Origin of the sequence: Anaerotignum sp. (assembly GCF_051877975.1) — a bacterium.
Taxonomy (GTDB): domain Bacteria; phylum Bacillota; class Clostridia; order Lachnospirales; family Anaerotignaceae; genus Anaerotignum_A.
This window is the reverse complement of the sequence record NZ_JBJEJK010000015.1, coordinates 71,018-87,986: the sequence shown is the minus strand read 5'-3', so window position 1 is coordinate 87,986 and position 16,969 is coordinate 71,018. Positions and strand designations below refer to the sequence as shown.

General features: G+C 48.4%; 15 protein-coding genes. 1 reads left to right on the top strand and 14 read right to left on the bottom strand.

Translation table 11 applies throughout. The annotated features are described in order from the left end of the window. Positions 1-74: 74 nt before the first annotated feature. Genes ACI39P_RS02680 through ACI39P_RS02665 form a run of 4 tightly spaced genes read right to left on the bottom strand, consistent with a single transcriptional unit; the run spans position 75 to position 5,401 of the window. Entirely contained in the window at positions 75-1,982 is a 1,908-nt protein-coding gene (locus ACI39P_RS02680; protein ID WP_439719165.1) for an ATP-binding cassette domain-containing protein, read from the bottom strand. A 55-nt stretch (positions 1,983-2,037) separates the two neighbouring features. After that, positions 2,038-2,901, bottom strand: coding sequence for a prolipoprotein diacylglyceryl transferase (gene lgt, locus ACI39P_RS02675; RefSeq protein ID WP_439719164.1), 864 nt, complete (start codon positions 2,899-2,901; stop codon positions 2,038-2,040). 39 nt (positions 2,902-2,940) lie between these two features. Then, positions 2,941-4,176, bottom strand: a complete 1,236-nt coding sequence (gene yfmH / locus ACI39P_RS02670) for an EF-P 5-aminopentanol modification-associated protein YfmH (protein WP_439719163.1) — start codon at positions 4,174-4,176, stop codon at positions 2,941-2,943. Beyond that, positions 4,163-5,401 (bottom strand): insulinase family protein, encoded by a 1,239-nt coding sequence (locus tag ACI39P_RS02665; protein WP_439719162.1) that lies wholly within the window; start codon positions 5,399-5,401, stop codon positions 4,163-4,165. Before ACI39P_RS02665 ends, yfmH begins: the two co-directional genes overlap by 14 nt. Positions 5,402-5,597: 196 nt before the next feature. Here ACI39P_RS02665 and ACI39P_RS02660 point away from each other — a divergent pair, with 196 nt between their 5' ends. After that, on the top strand, positions 5,598-6,704 hold the full coding sequence (locus tag ACI39P_RS02660) for an FAD-binding protein (RefSeq protein ID WP_439719161.1): 1,107 nt from the start codon (positions 5,598-5,600) through the stop codon (positions 6,702-6,704). 123 nt (positions 6,705-6,827) lie between these two features. On the opposite strand, the gene obgE is transcribed toward ACI39P_RS02660, so the two are convergent. The 10 genes from obgE to ACI39P_RS02610 form a co-directional block, all read right to left on the bottom strand. Further along, positions 6,828-8,105 carry a GTPase ObgE gene (obgE, locus tag ACI39P_RS02655; RefSeq protein WP_439719160.1) on the bottom strand — a complete coding sequence of 426 codons (1,278 nt, stop codon included), beginning with the start codon at positions 8,103-8,105 and terminating at the stop codon, positions 6,828-6,830. 383 nt (positions 8,106-8,488) lie between these two features. After that, positions 8,489-8,779, bottom strand: a complete 291-nt coding sequence (gene rpmA / locus ACI39P_RS02650) for a 50S ribosomal protein L27 (RefSeq protein WP_016407383.1) — start codon at positions 8,777-8,779, stop codon at positions 8,489-8,491. A gap of 3 nt (positions 8,780-8,782) precedes the next feature. Then, positions 8,783-9,115, bottom strand: a complete 333-nt coding sequence (locus ACI39P_RS02645) for a ribosomal-processing cysteine protease Prp (protein WP_439719159.1) — start codon at positions 9,113-9,115, stop codon at positions 8,783-8,785. Positions 9,116-9,121: 6 nt separating this feature from the next. Beyond that, positions 9,122-9,427 (bottom strand): 50S ribosomal protein L21, encoded by a 306-nt coding sequence (rplU, locus tag ACI39P_RS02640; RefSeq protein WP_439719158.1) that lies wholly within the window; start codon positions 9,425-9,427, stop codon positions 9,122-9,124. Positions 9,428-9,557: 130 nt separating this feature from the next. After that, positions 9,558-11,831 (bottom strand): tetratricopeptide repeat protein, encoded by a 2,274-nt coding sequence (locus tag ACI39P_RS02635; protein ID WP_439719157.1) that lies wholly within the window; start codon positions 11,829-11,831, stop codon positions 9,558-9,560. Beyond that, a complete protein-coding gene (locus ACI39P_RS02630; protein WP_439719156.1) occupies positions 11,831-12,466 on the bottom strand; it encodes a RecX family transcriptional regulator in 636 nt (211 codons plus the stop codon). The genes ACI39P_RS02635 and ACI39P_RS02630 overlap by 1 nt, the downstream gene beginning before the upstream one ends. 174 nt (positions 12,467-12,640) lie before the next feature. After that, positions 12,641-13,213 carry a cyclase family protein gene (locus ACI39P_RS02625; protein WP_439719155.1) on the bottom strand — a complete coding sequence of 191 codons (573 nt, stop codon included), beginning with the start codon at positions 13,211-13,213 and terminating at the stop codon, positions 12,641-12,643. Positions 13,214-13,218: 5 nt separating this feature from the next. Then, on the bottom strand, positions 13,219-13,590 hold the full coding sequence (locus ACI39P_RS02620; RefSeq protein WP_439719154.1) for a hypothetical protein: 372 nt from the start codon (positions 13,588-13,590) through the stop codon (positions 13,219-13,221). A 65-nt stretch (positions 13,591-13,655) separates the two neighbouring features. After that, positions 13,656-15,194 carry a ribonuclease Y gene (gene rny, locus ACI39P_RS02615; protein WP_439719168.1) on the bottom strand — a complete coding sequence of 513 codons (1,539 nt, stop codon included), beginning with the start codon at positions 15,192-15,194 and terminating at the stop codon, positions 13,656-13,658. 246 nt (positions 15,195-15,440) lie between these two features. Further along, positions 15,441-16,865 (bottom strand): Rne/Rng family ribonuclease, encoded by a 1,425-nt coding sequence (locus ACI39P_RS02610; RefSeq protein WP_439719153.1) that lies wholly within the window; start codon positions 16,863-16,865, stop codon positions 15,441-15,443. Positions 16,866-16,969: the final 104 nt, after the last annotated feature.

Sequence of the window (16,969 nt, the reverse complement as noted above, 5' to 3'; positions counted from 1 at the left end):
CTTTAACAACAATAAGCGTTCCTTTGTATTTCATATGTGTTCTCCTCCGCAAATTTCGATTTGTCAAGTATATATCAGCCCTTATTCCGTTCTATTTCCTCCGCCAGCTCGCTCAGTTCCATCCAGCGTTCCATCCGTTCCTCCAGCTTGGCTTCCAAGGCTTCCTTTTCAGCGGAAAGCTCCTGCAAGCGGGTAAAATCCGTGGCACAGGCCGCCATTTCTGCATCGGCCTTGGCGATTTTTTCTTCCAAGGCGGCAATCTCATCCCCAATGGTATCATATTCCCGCTGGTCTTTATAGCTCATTTTTTTGATGGGCGCATTGGCCTTTTCCCTGGGCGCTTCTTCCTTTTTCTCCTTTACTGTCTTTTCTTCAAAAGCAGGCAGTTCTTTCTCCCTTGCCGCCTTGCAGTCGGAATAGCCACCCTCATACTGGCGGATGTTTCCATTGCCAAGGAAAGCAAAGATGCGCCCCATGGTCTTATCTAAGAAATATCTGTCATGGGAAACAGCCACCACTGCCCCATTGAAATGCTCCAGATATTCCTCCAAAATCATCAGTGTCTCAATATCCAGATCGTTGGTAGGCTCGTCCAAAAAGAGGATATTGGGGGCACCCATCAGCACACGGCACAGATACAGCCGCCGCCGTTCGCCGCCGGAAAGGATGGAGATAGGCCCTCTCTGCATGGAAGGAGGAAAAAGGAATCTGTCCAGCATTTGGGATGCGGTGATGTGTCCATCCGCTGTGCGGATGAGTTCCGCTTCCTCCCGAATATAATCAATGACCCGCTGGTTTTCGTCCATATCCACATTTTCCTGAGCGAATACGCCGATTTTCACCGTTTCGCCCTGTTCCACTTCCCCGCTGTCGGGCTGCAGTCTGCCTGCCATGATATTCAGCAGGGTGGATTTGCCGCATCCGTTATCCCCAATGATTCCCACACGGTCATCCCGCAGGATGATGTAGCTGAAATCCTTGATATAGGTCTTGCTATCGTAGGCCTTGCTGACATTTCGCAGTTCGATGGTCTTTTTGCCCAGGCGGCTGCCCACGGAAGAAAGCTCCACACTCTGCTTTTCCTCCGGCCCACGGATAGCAGAAATCTCCTCAAACCGCTGCAGTCTGGCCTTTTGTTTGGTGCTTCTGGCTTGGGCCCCCCGGCGCACCCATTCCAGCTCTGTCCGCAGGAAATTCTGGCGTTTCCGTTCCCCAGCGGCAAGCAGTTCTTCTCTTTCTGCCTTCATTTCCAGAAATTTGGAATAGTTGGCCTGATAGGAATAAAGTTTGCCCTTTTCCAATTCCAATGTGCGGTTGGCTACCCGGTCAAGGAAATATCTGTCATGGGTTACCATCAAAAGGGCTTTGGAATATTTTTCCAGATGCTTCTCCAGCCAGTCTACCGTATCATTATCGATATGGTTGGTAGGCTCGTCCAGAATCAGCAGATCTACAGGGGCGATCAATGCCGCCGCCAAAGCCACCCGCTTTTTCTGCCCGCCGGAAAGGGTTTCCACTGTCTGCTCAAAATCAGAAATACCCAACTTTGTCAGGATGGTCTTTGCTTCGCTTTCCAAAGACCAAGCCTCTGCCTTATCCATTTTTTCCGCCAGCTCCGCCGCTTTTTTCACCAAGCCTTCGTTTTCAGGGGTTTTTGCCAATGCAGACATGGTTTCTTCATAATCCCGCACCAGTGCCAACTGGGGATTTTCCCCACGGAACACCTGCTGCAAAACCGTTGTCCCATCTACAAACAAAGGACTTTGAGAAAGATAGCCGATGCGCATGCCATTCACGGTGATAATGGTGCCGCTGTCCGCCTGATCCACCCCTGCGATGATTTTCAGTAATGTGGATTTCCCCGTGCCGTTGACACCAATGACCCCAATCTTATCCCCTTCATGGATACTGAAGGAAATATCATCGAAAATCACCCTTGTGCCATAGCTTTTTCTGATATTTTCCGCTGTCAATAAAACCATTGTAAACACTCCTATGTAATGAAGATGCCCCACCCGAAGGCAGGGCAGTTTCCGTTTATTCCGTTGCTGTTTTATCCTTTTCTTTTTTCCCCTTCCAAATCAGGAACACCACAGATGCCACGATCAGCACTGCAGAAAGCAGCTGACTGACGGCAAAGGGGCCGATTCTCAGCTGATCCGTCCGCAGTCCTTCGATCCAGACACGCCCCAAGGCATAACCCAGGAAATACAGCCCTAATATTTGTCCATCAAATTTCTTTTTCGGGCGGATGGTCACCAAAAGGATAAACAGACATAAATTCCACAAGGATTCATACAAGAACGTAGGATGCACCTGAATATAATCCACACCGCCGAAATTCATGATATGTTCCATCACCTGTTCCGAAATATCGCCGGCCCGCACCTGTTCCACCTGTAGGCGCATGGCAAGGGGGCCATTGGTAAAGCCGCCAAAGGCTTCTCTGTTGAAAAAATTGCCCCATCTGCCCAACATCTGCCCGAAGGCGAGACAAGGCGCCGTTGTATCCCCCAAAAGCCAGAAATTGACCTTCTTTTTTTTACAATAGATAATGGCCGTCAGCACAGCACCGATGATGCCGCCATAGATGGCAAGCCCGCCTTCCCGAAGGGCGAATATCTTTTCCGGATGGGCACTGTAAAAATCCCAAGAAAAAATAACATAATATAATCTGGCGCCAATGATGGCAAAAATCAAAGCATAGATAACAAAATCCACATACATATCTGGATTCTGCCCCGTGCGCTTCGCTTCCTTCATCGCCAGACCAACGCCAATAATGACTGCTAAACCAATAAAAATCCCATACCAATATACATTTTTGCCAAAGACCGTGAATGCCACTCTGTCCAAATGTGCAATTTCGATTCCTAAATTGGGAAACCATATTTCAGGCATATAAACTCCTTCTTTCCTCTGCGGTTCCCCGTTCCGTATTTATCGGACCACAGATAATACCATTGTATCTATGGCGAAGGCATTTTGCAACAGTTTTTCCGTTTCTTCCTTCTGCAAGGTTTTAATGGTCTGCAGCATCTCTTCACCAGACGCCCCCATCATGGCCCATTCGATCTGCCCCAGGCAAAGGCTTTGGGGAGCATCCATCCGCCGCAGGAACCGCCCCAGCATTTTTTTGCGGATACGTCGGAAATCCTCCCAATCCAATCCATTCTTCTGTATCCAGTCCAGTTCCTTTCCCAGCAGTTCCGCCGTTTCTTCGGGATGCTCCCCATTGCCGGAAAAGGCCGCAAAGGCATAGCCTTCCCCACAGAAAAAGGCCGCCCCCAAAGGTTCATCCAGAAATCCCTTTTCGTAGGCCTTGCGAAAAAAGCGACTGCTTTCCCCCGCCAGAAGCTCCAGAGAAACCCCTGCAGCAATCCGCAGCTTCAGCCAATCCTCTTTTTTTGCCGGCGGCAGCTTAAAGCCGATTTGGAAATTGGGCCGGGAAAGACCCATTTGCCGTTCTTTATATTTTTCCAAAATGTCTGTCTCCTCCATTGGGAAATAGACTCGGGCATCCGTCTTTCGATTCTGCACCGTTTCCGCCGCGGCCCGCACCTGCCGCACCGGCACATCTCCCGTACAGATGAGTGCCATATTTTCCGTAGTGTAGTAGGTTTCGTAGGCTTTTTGCAGGGTTTCGGCAGTGATTTTCTCAACGGTTTCCGCTGTCCCCGCAATTTTGTTTTTGATAGGATGCTTTCCATACATACTTTCCAGCATCTGATAATAGACCACCCAGTTAGGGTCATCCTCATACATGGTGATTTCACTGGTAATAATATCCTTTTCCCGTTCTGTATCCTCTTTTGTGAAAAAAGGCTTCTGGACAAAATCCAGCAGCAGCTTCAGGTTTTCCATGAATTTTTCCCGACAGGTGAAATAATAGACCGTTTTGTCCCCATCGGTAAAAGCATTGGCCGATGCGCCATTTCGGGTAAATTTCATAAAGGCATCGCCCCATTCCTGCTGAAAGAGCTTATGCTCGATAAAATGGGCTGTGCCTTGGGGAAAGGTAATTTCCTCTCCCTCCTTCCCTTTCCAAAAAAGATGGTTGGCCCCCCGCTTCACCAAAATGGCCGCCATCTTCTCTCCAAATTCCCTTTGGGGCAGGATATAATACTGCAGGCCATTCCTCGTTTTTCCCTGTTGATTTTTTTCAGTTCTCGCCATTTTCATCCTCCTTCCCGCAGAGCAGATAAACCGTTTTCAGCTTCAGATGGTTCGCCGCCCGGAGGATATCCTCCGTCTCTATCCGTTCCACCTGCCGTAGAAATTTTTCCGTACTCAGTTCTTTTCCCTGTAATGCCTGCTCCGCAAAAAAATCCACCATGGCCCAGGGGCTGTCCGCTAAGCCGTCATAATCCCGCAAAATGCTTTCCTTCGCCTGCCGCAGCTTTGCGGCGGAAACGCCTTCTTTTTTCAGTTCTTCCAAAGATTGCAGCACCAGCTTGCCTGTCTCCTTGGCGTCCGTTTCCTGAATGCCCGCCTGCACAAACAAATAAGGCGAAAGGGGATACCGATAGGATTTGATATCATAGCACAAGCCCCGTTCCTCCCGAATCCTGCGAAATAAAAGTGAATCGGGGTCACCGCCCAAAAGCTGATGCAGCAAAAGAAGCGCCGCCTGCCTGCGGCTGCTTTCTATGTCTGCCTCAAAGCCCAGCAACAGCCTTGCCTGTTCCGCCTCTGTTCTTTCCTGAATAAAGCGGGGCGGTTCTTGTTTCTCCCAGCCATGTTCCTCTTTTTCTGTCACCGCCACTCTGCCCGGGAAATTTTGCCGCAGGGAAAGCACTTTAGACTTTTCCTCCTTCTCCCCGCAAAAAAAGACCTTCACCGCCGCCTTTTCCACAATTTCCTGATACCACGCAAACAAAGTTTTTTCATTGATTTCTGCTAAATCTTCCCCATATCCATCGCCGGAAATGGCAAAGGCCGTACCTTCTGCCGTTTCCTCTAGGGCACGCCTGCGGGCAAAGGCTTTCTTATCATCCTTCAGGCTGTCTAATTTTTGCCGCAAAATTGCTTTTTGCCGCTCCACCATTTTTTCTGAAAACCCTCCCTGCTCCAAGGGGCGCAGAAGCCGCTCCCGCAAAAAGGAGAGGGTATCCTCCAGTTCCACTGTTTTTAAAGTCTCCAAAGAGAATAAAAGCAGCTGTCTGTCCCCTTTTTTCACCACGCTGACATCCCACAATGCGCCATAAAGCTCCTCCGCCTGCCTTGCAGCCTTCGCCGGCTCCTCTCCCCGTTTCAGGATCTCCGCCAGAAGTGCTGTCTTTGTTGCCGTTTCCCGCCGCAGGGGCAAATCAAAAAATAATACCAAAAGATTCGTCCGAAATTTCTGTCCGTCCAGCAAAAAAATCCTGCATCTGGGCAGATATTTTTCCAATGCAGCCATGTCGCCACCTCTTTTTCTTTTTTGCCTATTCTTTCCGAAAAAAAGAAAAAAATCCTTCTTCTTGAAAAGGAAGGAACTTTACGCTATACTTTTTCTGTATTTCTTACAAATCAATTAAGAAAAATCTAAGGTTTTCATACATTCCGTTTCCTTTCCGGATTTTGTGCTAAACTGCCCTATGAAAGGGAGTGTTTGTATGAAACGAAACTATGATTATGATATTGCCATCATCGGCCTTGGCCCTGCCGGCTCCACCTTGGCACGGCTCTTGCACCCCAACTATAAGGTCATCGCCATCGATAAAAAGGTTTTCGGCGAAGATGGCTTTCAAAAGCCCTGCGGCGGGCTCATTTCCGGGGATGCACAAAAGGCCTTGGCCTCTTTCGACCTGACCCTGCCCAAGGATGTGCTGGTAGACCCCCAAATTTTCGCCGTTAAGACCATCGATTTAAAAAATAAACTCATCCGCCACTATCAGCGGTTTTACATCAATCTGGACAGACATAAATTCGACCTTTGGCTGGAATCCATTATTCCCGAAGAAGTGGAACTCCACAGCGGTGCCATCTGCACGGAACTGAAACGGCAGGATGGCGGCTTTTCCATCTCCTATCTGGAGGCCGGCCAAACCCGCACCTTCACCGCAAAATACCTTGTAGGCGCCGATGGGGCAAATTCCATCGTCCGGCGAACCTTTTACCCTGCCAAAAAAATCCGAAACTATCTTTCCATTCAGCAATGGTTCCCGGAAACCCACCCCAATCCCTTCTATTCCTGCATTTTTGACCCAGAAACCACCGATTGCTGTTCCTGGTCGATTTCCAAAGATCATCAGTTTATCTTCGGCGGTGCATTTCCTCTGGATAACGCTAGAGAACGCTTCGAAAAGCAAAAACAAAAGCTGGAGAAAATCGGCTTCCGCTTCGGCGAACCCTTGAAAACAGAAGCTTGTCTGGTTTTGCGCCCTTCTTCCTTTCGGGATTTCTGCAAGGGGGAAAATGGCATCTTTCTGATTGGCGAAGCTGCAGGCTTCATCAGCTCCAGTTCTCTGGAAGGCATCAGCAGTGCTATCTATAGCGCCAGAGATTTGAGCCGTGTGCTGAACCATCCCCATGGCGATTTGAACCGAAACTACTGGAAGAAAACCTTCCATATTCGTTTCAAGCTGTTCCTGAAAGTACTGAAATGTCCCTTCATGTACAATTCCTTTCTGCGGAAACTAGTAATGAAAAGCGGCATCCAAAGCATCCAGATCAACGAGACCAACCAAAAGGGCACACCCCTTCCCTTTGCAGAAAAATAAGCCAGCGGGCAACTCCAAGGTCTGAAAAATCATATAAACGAAAACGGCGTGACTCTTGTCACGCCGCTCTTATTTGAAAAACTATATTTTTATTCCTTGTCCAAAGAGAACCTTCTTTTCCCATTATTTCCAGAATTCGAAATCCAGATCGTAGATATGAACAGTATCTCCTTCCTGGATACCCTTTGCCTCCAACGCTTCGATGATACCCTTTTCTTTCAGATATTTCTGGAAGAAGGCAAAGCCTTTTTCTGTATCGATATTGGTATAGCCGATCATCTTTTCCACACCAACGCCGGTAACCACGAAATAGCCCTCTTCCACCTCTTCGATGGTGAAAGGTTCCTGATCTACTTTCACTTCATCGTATTCTTCATATTCTTCCTCGAATACGATATCTTCGGGATATTCTCTCAGGATCTTGCCTACCTCTGTCAGCAGTTCATCCAGCCCTTTGTTTGTGGCTGCGGAAATGGGAAAGACTTTGTAGCCCTTCGCTTCGTAAACCTCTTTCAGCCTTGCCACATTTTCCTCGGAACCGGGGATATCTGTTTTATTTGCCGCAATGACCTGCGGACGTTTCAGCAGATCCGCTTTATATTCTGCCAATTCTTTGTTGATTTTCTCCACGTTTTCCACAGGGTCATCCCCTTCCACACCGGCAGCGTCTACCACATGGATGAATACTTTAGTCCGTTCCACATGGCGCAGGAATTCATGACCCAGACCAACGCCTTCGCTGGCGCCTTCCACCAGACCGGGGATATCCGCCAGAACGAATTTATCACCAAATCTGCCTTCTACCACACCCAGATTGGGGGAAAGTGTGGTAAAGTGATAATTTGCAATCTTGGGGTTTGCGTTTGTAACCATAGACAGCAAAGTCGATTTTCCAACATTAGGGAAACCGATGAGGCCAACGTCTGCAATCAGCTTCAATTCCAGAATCACGTCATATTCCTTGGCGATTCTGCCGGGTTCCGCGTATCTGGGAGCCTGTCTGGTGGGGGTTGCGAAATGCTGATTGCCCTTGCCGCCTTTTCCGCCATAGATCAGGATTTTTTCTTCCCCGTGGCGGGTGATATCCGCCATAACCTTGCCGCTTTCCGCTTCACGGATGACCGTACCAACGGGGACTTTGATGATCACATCCTCCCCGTCTGCGCCGAAGCAGTTGCGCTTGCCGCCGGGTTCGCCGTTGGTTGCGGCGAATTTTCTTTTATAACGAAAATCCATCAGGGTATTCATGCCATTGTCGCCCACGAAAACAACATTGCCGCCCTTGCCGCCGTCACCGCCGTCGGGGCCGCCGTGGGTGATATATTTGGCGCGGAAAAAGGAAACCTTGCCATCACCGCCGTTGCCGCCTTTTACATGGATCTTGACTCTATCTACAAACATTTTATTTCGCTCCTTTCCTTGGGGCTTTGCCCCAAACCCCACAAGGGAAATAATTCCCCTTGACCCTTATACTGCCGCAAAATTGCATTTTGCGGTAGAGGAGGGAGTAATTTATATTTGGTTACTAAAGCTCTGTTCTCTGGGGAGTTGCGACAGGCAATCTTTCGGTCTTTCGCAGAAAGACTGCATCGCACTGAAAACACAGTAGTTTCTGCCAGATGCAAGGAAAAAACGCAGGCGTACCCGCAAGGTACGTCGAGGCTTTTTAACGCCGCAGATGGTAGGAAATACTCTGTTTTCAGCAAAGAGGATCTGGCAAAACTCCCCCGTAGAAAAAAGGCTTCAAATGATATCATTTGAAGCCTTCACGATTTCATGCAATCTTATTCAGCAATTTCGACAGGGTAAACAGAAACCTGTTTTTTGTCTCTGCCTTTTCTTTCATATTTCACACGGCCATCAACCAGAGCGAACAGTGTATCGTTGCCGCCCTTACCAACGTTTACGCCGGGATGGATCTTTGTGCCTCTCTGTGTGTATAAGATATTGCCAGCCAGAACGTACTGACCGTCTGCACGTTTTGCACCAAGTCTCTTAGCATTGGAGTCACGGCCGTTCTTTGTGGAGCCGCCGCCTTTATGGTGCGCGAAGAACTGAAGGTTCAATCTGAACATGCTTCACACCTCCTCATGTATCAAAGTGAGATATTTGTTGTATTCTGATGCTATATCCGACAGACCCATGACCAAAGTTTCCAAAAGAAGCTGTGTATCGTGGTCTGCCATTCCCTCCAGGGGAAACAAGACTTTGAGATAACCGCCGCGTTTTTCATCCGCTTCGCATTGGAAGGGGATGTCAGTGAATTTCTCCACTGCGTTGACTGTGTTAAAACAAAGCACCGTCACCGCGGAACAAACGATATCCTCGCCTGCCGCGGCATAGCCCGCATGGCCGGAAATCTCAAATCCGCAGATTTTCTGATTTTTGCGATAAATCCTAGCTTTAATCATGATAGATTACAGGGATTTAATCTGCAGTTTTGTGAAAGGCTGTCTGTGGCCTCTTTTTTTGTGGAAGCCTTTTTTAGGTTTGTATTTATAAACTACAACCTTTTTTTCTTTGCCGTCACCGATTACGGATGCTGTAACCGCTGCGCCTTCCACGTAAGGAGCACCTACTTTGATATCGCCGTCTTTTGCCAGAACCAGAACTTTGTCGAATGTGTATTCGGAGCCTGCTTCTACAGCCAGTTTTTCAACTGTGATGATATCACCTTCGGATACTTTATACTGCTTACCGCCAGTTTCAATAATTGCGTACATGTTGACACCTCCTCGCAATTTTACTCGCTGAATATGGTAACCGGAGCCTTTCTCCGATTTTCTCGAACCTCTTCATGCGGCTGAACATACTCCAATATATTAGCACAAGGGAGGCTTCCTGTCAACAAATTTATTCTAATTTTTCCCCATTTTTTACCGCAGAATAAGCCTTTTCATCGCCCTTTTCCTGCAGCAGGCGAAGCAAGAGCGAATGTCCTTCCTTGGTCATACATTTTCCCGCCGTAGCCTGAATCTGATAAGACTGGCGCAGGGTAGCCTCCGCCTTATCCTTGCTGCCGGCTTCGGCGTAGATACGGCCCACACGGTCGCAAAGCCTGCCAAAGGATACCGTAAACACCCCTTCCCTGGCGCCAATGGAAAGGACACGATCCAAAAGAGTCTCCGTATCCTTCTGATGGCCCAGTTTCGCATGGAGAGCCGCCGTTTTCAGCAGCGCCTTGGCAAAATTCTGTTTTTCTCCTTCCTTGCTGCGGATGGAAAGGGCTAATGCACTATAATATTCCAGCGCCTTCTGGGGGTCTTTCCCTTTGCCTTCGGGCTTGGGCGGCATCTGAATGATTTCTTCCATTTTCTGCTGCAGGAAGAGGTGTCTGCGCTTTTCATAGGTTTCATCCATGGGCAGTCCGCATCGTTTCTGCTTTGCTTCCGCCTCCGCAAAATAAGCTTCTGCCTTATCCTCGTTCCCCGCCAGCTTATGACAGTTTGCAATGGCCAACAGATTATTTGCCGCCGCCAGCTGTTCCTGAGGAGTTTCCTCGAAATTCACATCATTCTTTTCCCGATACAGCTCAATGGCCTTTTCATATTTTTTCTGCTTCACAGAAACACGAGCCAAGGCCTCCAATGTATTCAGATAGAGGGGATTATCTTCATCCAGCATCTCCTTGCGGATTTCCGCCGTACGGGTCAGGGCTTTTTCCGCCTGCTCCAAATCTCCCGCTGTTTCATAGACCAGCCCCAGCTTTTCCAAAGCCGCCCCGTAGCGGGGATGGTTAGTGCCAAAGCGGGTTTCCATGATATCCACGCCATCCTTGCACAGGTCAACAGCCTTTGTGAACTCACCCTGCCGCCGGTAAATTTCTGCCAGAAGATGCAGACACCAAACATACATGCCGCTGCTTTTATCGCCGCAGGCTTTTCTGATTTCTATTGCTTCTTTTACGGTTTCTGCTGCTTTCTCATATTCCTTCTGCTTTTCATAAAGTTTTCCCATAGCTGTCAGGGTATCGGCGCAGGCAGTATTTTTCCCCTTGTCTACGGTTCTGCGGATGGCAAGGGCTTCCTCAAAGCAGCGGAAAGCCTCGTCTGCTTTGCCCATATTATCGTAAAGGGTACCCATACTCATCAGGCAGGCCGCCACCTGGGGATCTTTTTCCCCCAACAGGGCTTTTTTCTGGTTCAATGCCTTGATATTCAGAGCAAGGGCTTTTTTAAATTCCTTTTTCCCTGCGTAATCCACGCTCAGGTTATTCAGGGCATCGGCATAGAAAATATGCTCCTTTCCCAGCATCCGTTCCACGATATCCAGCACTTCCCGATGCAGCTCCAGGGCTTTATCATACTTTCCGTCCTTGCAGCAGATGGCCGCCAAAGAATTCAGGCTGTTCATAAAATCCAGATGATCCTCGCTCATCAGCTTTCTGCGGATATCCACCGCCTTTTCGCAATATTCCACTGCCAGATCCAGCAGGCCTGCCTTTTCGCAGACAGAAGCCAGCGTCAGCACATACATCATGTAATAGAAATTATCGCTGCCCCGGGCCTTTTCGATCAAATCCAGACAAACCTCATAATAATAGATAGCTTTTTTGAAATTGCCCTTTCCCTCATAGGCCCGGGCCATGGCACCATGCAGATCCGCCAGATCCAACATAGTAAATTCCTTACACTGCCTTGCCCGCTGCAAAGCCTTGGTGTGACATTCGATGGCCTTATCAAAATCCTGCAGCAGTTCGTATGTATTGCCCAGATGGTACAGGCTGTGGATATAATCGGCATGTTCCCTGCCCAGCTTCACATCGCGGATCTCCAATACCCGATTATGCAGTTTGAGGGCTTCTTCCTGCTTGCCAAGGTGGTTGAAAACGATGGCAAGGTTATTCAGCGTATCCCCATAGGAACGGCTTTCCCCGCCGTACTCTTTTTTCAGCTCTGCCGCCTTTTTATAATATTCCGCCGCCCGGTCATACATATGAAGCTGGTCGAAAACCAGTGCCAGATTGCTCATATCTACGGCATATTCCATACAATCGCAGTCATCATTTTCCACATAAATATTCAAAAGGTTTTTCCCAAGGACGATCGCCTTTTTGTAATCCCCATCCTTGTATGCTTCAAAAAATTCATTTCGCACCCTTCTGATCTCACCGATATAAAATGCCATCAGTCCTCACCTCCGTATGCTTCGTTCATCTGCCGGAACGCCTCCCCGATGATATCATAGGAATAGCCCTTCCGCAGCAAAAAATCGTATAACTGTTTTTTCTTTTTCTCATTTTCTGGGGGCCATTGTCCGCGGCTTTTCTTTTCCAACCAGCGGAAAGCGTCCCCCGCCTCGTCCATTTCCGTCTCCCCCATCACTTCATCGATGATACGAGGGGAAATGCCCCGTTGTCTCAGTTCTATTTTCAGAGCATAGCCGCTCTTGGGCTTCATCCGCAACTTTTCCCGGATATATTTGCGGCAATATTCCCTGTCGTCGGCATAGCCGTATTTTTCCAGAAAGGCAATGACCTCTTCGATGGTCTCCTCGGCAAACTCCTTTTCCGCCAGTTTTTGACGAATCTCCTGCACCGTCCGCATCTTGTAGCCAATGAAATGCAAAGCCGTATCCTGAGCCTTGATATAAATGAGGTTTTTGCGGATAAAATCAACGGTTTCCTCCGCAACCTCCCGATCTTCTTTCAGCTTGAAATAGAGGATGTCCTGCATGGGCAGCGCAAAGGCATATTCGCCGTCGATGAAAATGTTGTATCTGGTCTCGTCCCGTTTCTGGGGCTCGATGGCTGTCACTAGCATGGAGCCGCCTCCTTCCTGTTTTTGCTGAATTTTTATTATATCATATTTTCACTTGAAATACCATCTATGCACAAAAAAGAGCCTTGAACCAAATTTCTCAAGGCTCCCTCTATTCCTTTATACCAACTTGCCGTTCAGTTATCGTTTTTTCTTAAGGAAAAATTCCTTTTAAATTTAAAGGCTTCTGCCGCATTTTTCCCCAACCACACGGCAGGGAATCCCCGTCACGCCCCGATAGCGCATAGGGGCAGTATATGCCGTAAAAGCAGCCTGCTGTTCCCCATCCAGCAAATGTTCCAGCCCCCAAAGATTTTCCACCACAAAAACATTATGGTCTGCGCAAAACTGGTCTGCAGGGGTGTGTTCCTTGCCCCGACGCACGCCCGCGCAATCGATACCGATGACAGAGATTTCCTTTTCCACCAACGCCCGTATCAACGCCTGGCTGAGCTGGGGATGTTCCTTGAAATACTGTTCCGTGCCATAGCCCGCCTCTTTCAGAAAGCCTGTGCAAAACGCCACAAACATCCCTTTTTTCGCCAATTCCAGTTGGATATCCTCAATACCGATTTCTTCTTTCCCCCGCACATCAAACACAACCGCAGGGCGGCAAAAATATTCCAGTGGGAATTCCTTGTCCATCACATCAAAATGCGTTCCCAGATGTCCTACCAATGCTTTTTTCTCATTCCCCTGGTCATCCTGTGCCAGCTGGGGTGTCAATTCCAGTGTCAAATCATACAGCATATTTTTCACTCCTTCAGGAATTTTTCAAAAAATGTTTCCAATGCCCGCTTGCCTTCTGCAAAGCCCGCAGGCCCTTCGCTATGGCCCATGGCATGGATATATTCCTCATTGCTTTCTTTGTAGGTCACATGAAGCGTCCAGCTGTTGCCGCTGCACATGCACATATCCAGCTTACAAAAATCATTCCATTCGTTTATCTTGTTTTCCCGAATGACTTTTTCCAGTTCCTCCAATTCTTCCTCTGTCATCTGGCAGCGTTTTGCCTGCATGGTGCCGTCGAATCTGTCAATCCACAGGCCCTGTTCTTTATTATAGCGATACCATTCCATGAAACCGTTCGTATCGCCGAATCTGAAAGAAAATGTATCAATCTTCATGATATTCCTCCTTATGGAAAGAGCCGTCTATTCCTAGACGGCTCTTTTGGTTTCAGGTGTTAAAATTATTTTGCGTATTCCACGGCTCTGGTTTCTCTTACCAGATTTACCTTGATCTGACCGGGGTATTCCAGTTCTTCTTCAATCTTCTTAGCGATCTCTCTCGCCAGAAGGGTCATACCTTCATCGGTCACATCTTCGGGTACTATCATAATTCGCAGTTCACGGCCAGCCTGAATTGCGAAAGATTTTTCAACGCCCTTAAAGCTGTCAGCGATTTCTTCCAGCTTCTGCAATCTCTTAATGTAAGATTCCAATGTTTCGCGTCTTGCGCCGGGTCTTGCAGCGGAAATTGCATCTGCCGCCTGTACCAGCACCGCGATGATGCTCTGCGGTTCCACATCGCCATGATGGGCCTCTACCGCATTGATAACGATATGGTTTTCCTTATAGCGCTTCAGCAGGCTTACGCCAATGCTGACATGGGAGCCTTCCATTTCATGGTCAACACTCTTACCGATATCATGGAGCAGACCGGCACGTTTTGCCAGCACTACATCCTCACCCAGTTCTGCGGCCATCAGCCCTGCCAGATGGGCAACCTCCATGGAGTGTTTCAATACATTCTGACCATAGCTTGTACGGTATTTCAATTTACCCAACAGCTTGATCAATTCGGGATGCAGCCCGTTGACACCAGTGTCGAAGGTTGCTGCTTCGCCCTCTTCTCTGATCGTTGTTTCCACTTCTTTTCTCGCCTTTTCCACCATTTCCTCGATACGGGAAGGGTGTACACGGCCATCTACGATCAATTTTTCCAAAGCCAGTCTTGCGATCTCTCTTCTGATGGGGTCGAACCCGGAAAGGATGACTGCTTCGGGTGTGTCATCGATGATCAGATCGATGCCTGTCAGTGTTTCCAAAGCACGGATATTTCTGCCTTCACGGCCAATGATACGGCCTTTCATTTCATCATTGGGCAGCTGCACCACGGAGACAGTGGTTTCTGCCACATGGTCTACCGCACAGCGCTGGATGGCATTGGCAACGATTTCTCTGGAGCGTTTGTCCGCTTCCATCTTTGCCTTGCTCTCTGTTTCCTTGATGAGCAGTGTTGCTTCGTGTTTCACATCGTTTTCTACCATAGCGAGGATATGATTCTTCGCTTCTTCGGTAGTCAGCCCAGAGATCCGCTCCAGTTCCTGCAGCTGTTTTTCTCTCAGTGCCTTTGCTTCTTCTTTTTGTCTGTCCAGTTCCTCCAGTTTCTTGGTCATGTGCTCTTCTTTCTTTTCCAGCGCTTCGACCTTTCTGTCTAAAGTTTCTTCTTTCTGGAACAGACGTCTTTCATTTTTCTGAAGTTCATTTCTTCTGTCACGAACTTCTCTTTCCAGTTCATTTTTTGTCTTAATGCTCTCTTCTTTTGCTTCCAGAAGGATTTCCTTCTTCTTTGCTTCCGCTTCCTTTACCGCATCCTCCACGATTTTGCCGGCTCTTTCTTCTGCCACGCCAACCTTGCCCTCTGCGATTTTTTTACGGTAAGCGATGCCGATTACGACACCCACAAGCAAACCTACGACAGCACAGATAATACTTATCGGATTAATGAAAAACACCTCCCTTTATTCAGTTTTCAAAGTACAATTTTATTGTTTCATATAACCTGTAAGTAATGGCGAAAATACACCTTTTTTATTTTATTACTTTTTCACATGCCTGTCAAGGAACAATTCAGCCCAGTAAAGTGTATCTTAGGCAGAAAGAACAAAGAAAACGCCCGAAAATTCAGCATTTCGGACGGTTTCCATATTTCCGCAGCAAAATTTGTCTGACATAGGACAGCAATATATTTTCTATTTTTCTTTTTCCATTTCATACTGCCCAAAGCCCAGCTCTGCTCCTTCCAAAAGGATCGTGCCGCCGCTTTTTTCTTCCAAAGTTCGAGCCCATGCGCCATCCTGCCCCGCAAAGACCGCCAGCAGCCTGGGGTCTGCCTTCACAGTCAGCTTATGATAAATGGTATTGGCAAAAATGCTCTCTGCTTCTCTGCGCATCTTCGTCACCGTCCATTCGATGGAGGGCAGCCGCCCCGTCCCATGGCAGGCACGGCATTTGGTGGTCATCTGCCGCTTCAGGGAAGGTCTGGTTTTCTTTCTTGTCACCTGCATCAGCCCCAGCTCCGTCATACCTACCACCACGGTTTTGATGCGGTCTTTCTTCACCGCTGCTTCCAGCCTGCGGGTCACTTCCTTTTGGGCTTCCGGGTCTGCCATATCGATAAAATCAATGATGATGATGCCGGAAAGGTTTCTGAGGCGCATCTGTTTTGCCGCTTCCTCCGCCGCTTCCAGGTTGGTTTTCAGAATGGTTTTCTGCAAATCCCCCTTGCCTGCCGCTTTGCCTGTATTTACATCGATGACAACACAGGCTTCTGTTTCCTCGATCACAAGAAAGCCGCCGCTTTTCAGCCACACATGCTCCTCCAGGGCCTTTTCGCTCTGGCTTTCCAGGTAATAGGCTTCAAATAGGGGCAATGTTTCTGCATGGAGCTTCAATACCGGCTGGGTTTCCCCATTGAAATCCCCCGTTTGCAATAATTCATGATAAGCTGTTTCGTCATTTACCACATATTCATCCACATCTGCGCTGTAAAAATCCCTGACCGCCCGCTGCACAGGATAGTTTTCCCGCAGCAGCAGCGCCGGCGGCTTCAAGTACATGCCATACTGCAGTTTCTCCCATTTTGCCGTCAGCGTTTGCAGTTCCTTCTCAAAATCTTCCCGGCTTTTGCCTGCGCCGTTGGTGCGGATGATAGCCCCGCAGCCTTCCGGCAGCAGCTTTGTCACGATTTCACGGATGCGGCTCCGTTCGGCAGAATCGGTGATCTTCCGGGAAATACCGATCTCCTCCGCCTCCTTGGGCAGCAGCACGAGAAATTTGCCGGGAAAAGAAAATTTTTCCGTCAGCACAGCCCCCTTGCTGCCGACAGCATCCTTTTCCACCTGCAAGATCAGTGTATCCCCCACCTTGGGGCGGTTTTTCCCTTCATCGGAAACAGCCCGGGCATTGCCGTAATAATAATAGCCATTTTTGCCCACGCCGATATCCACAAAGGCCGCCTGTAAATTTGGCATTACATTGACCACGCGGCCTGCGTAAATATTCCCAACGAGACTTTCCTCTCGTTTGCTTTCATAATATAATTCCTTCAATGCGCCGTCCTCTGCCAGGGCAATGCGGGTCAGGTCGGCGGAAATATCCATCAAAACTCGTTTCAAAGTGCATCCCTCGCTTTTCTGTTTCTATCATAACCGAAAAAGACAAGTTTTGCATCCTTTTCTTTTGCCGAAAAAAAAGAGGCAAAAAGGATTTTACGGGAAAT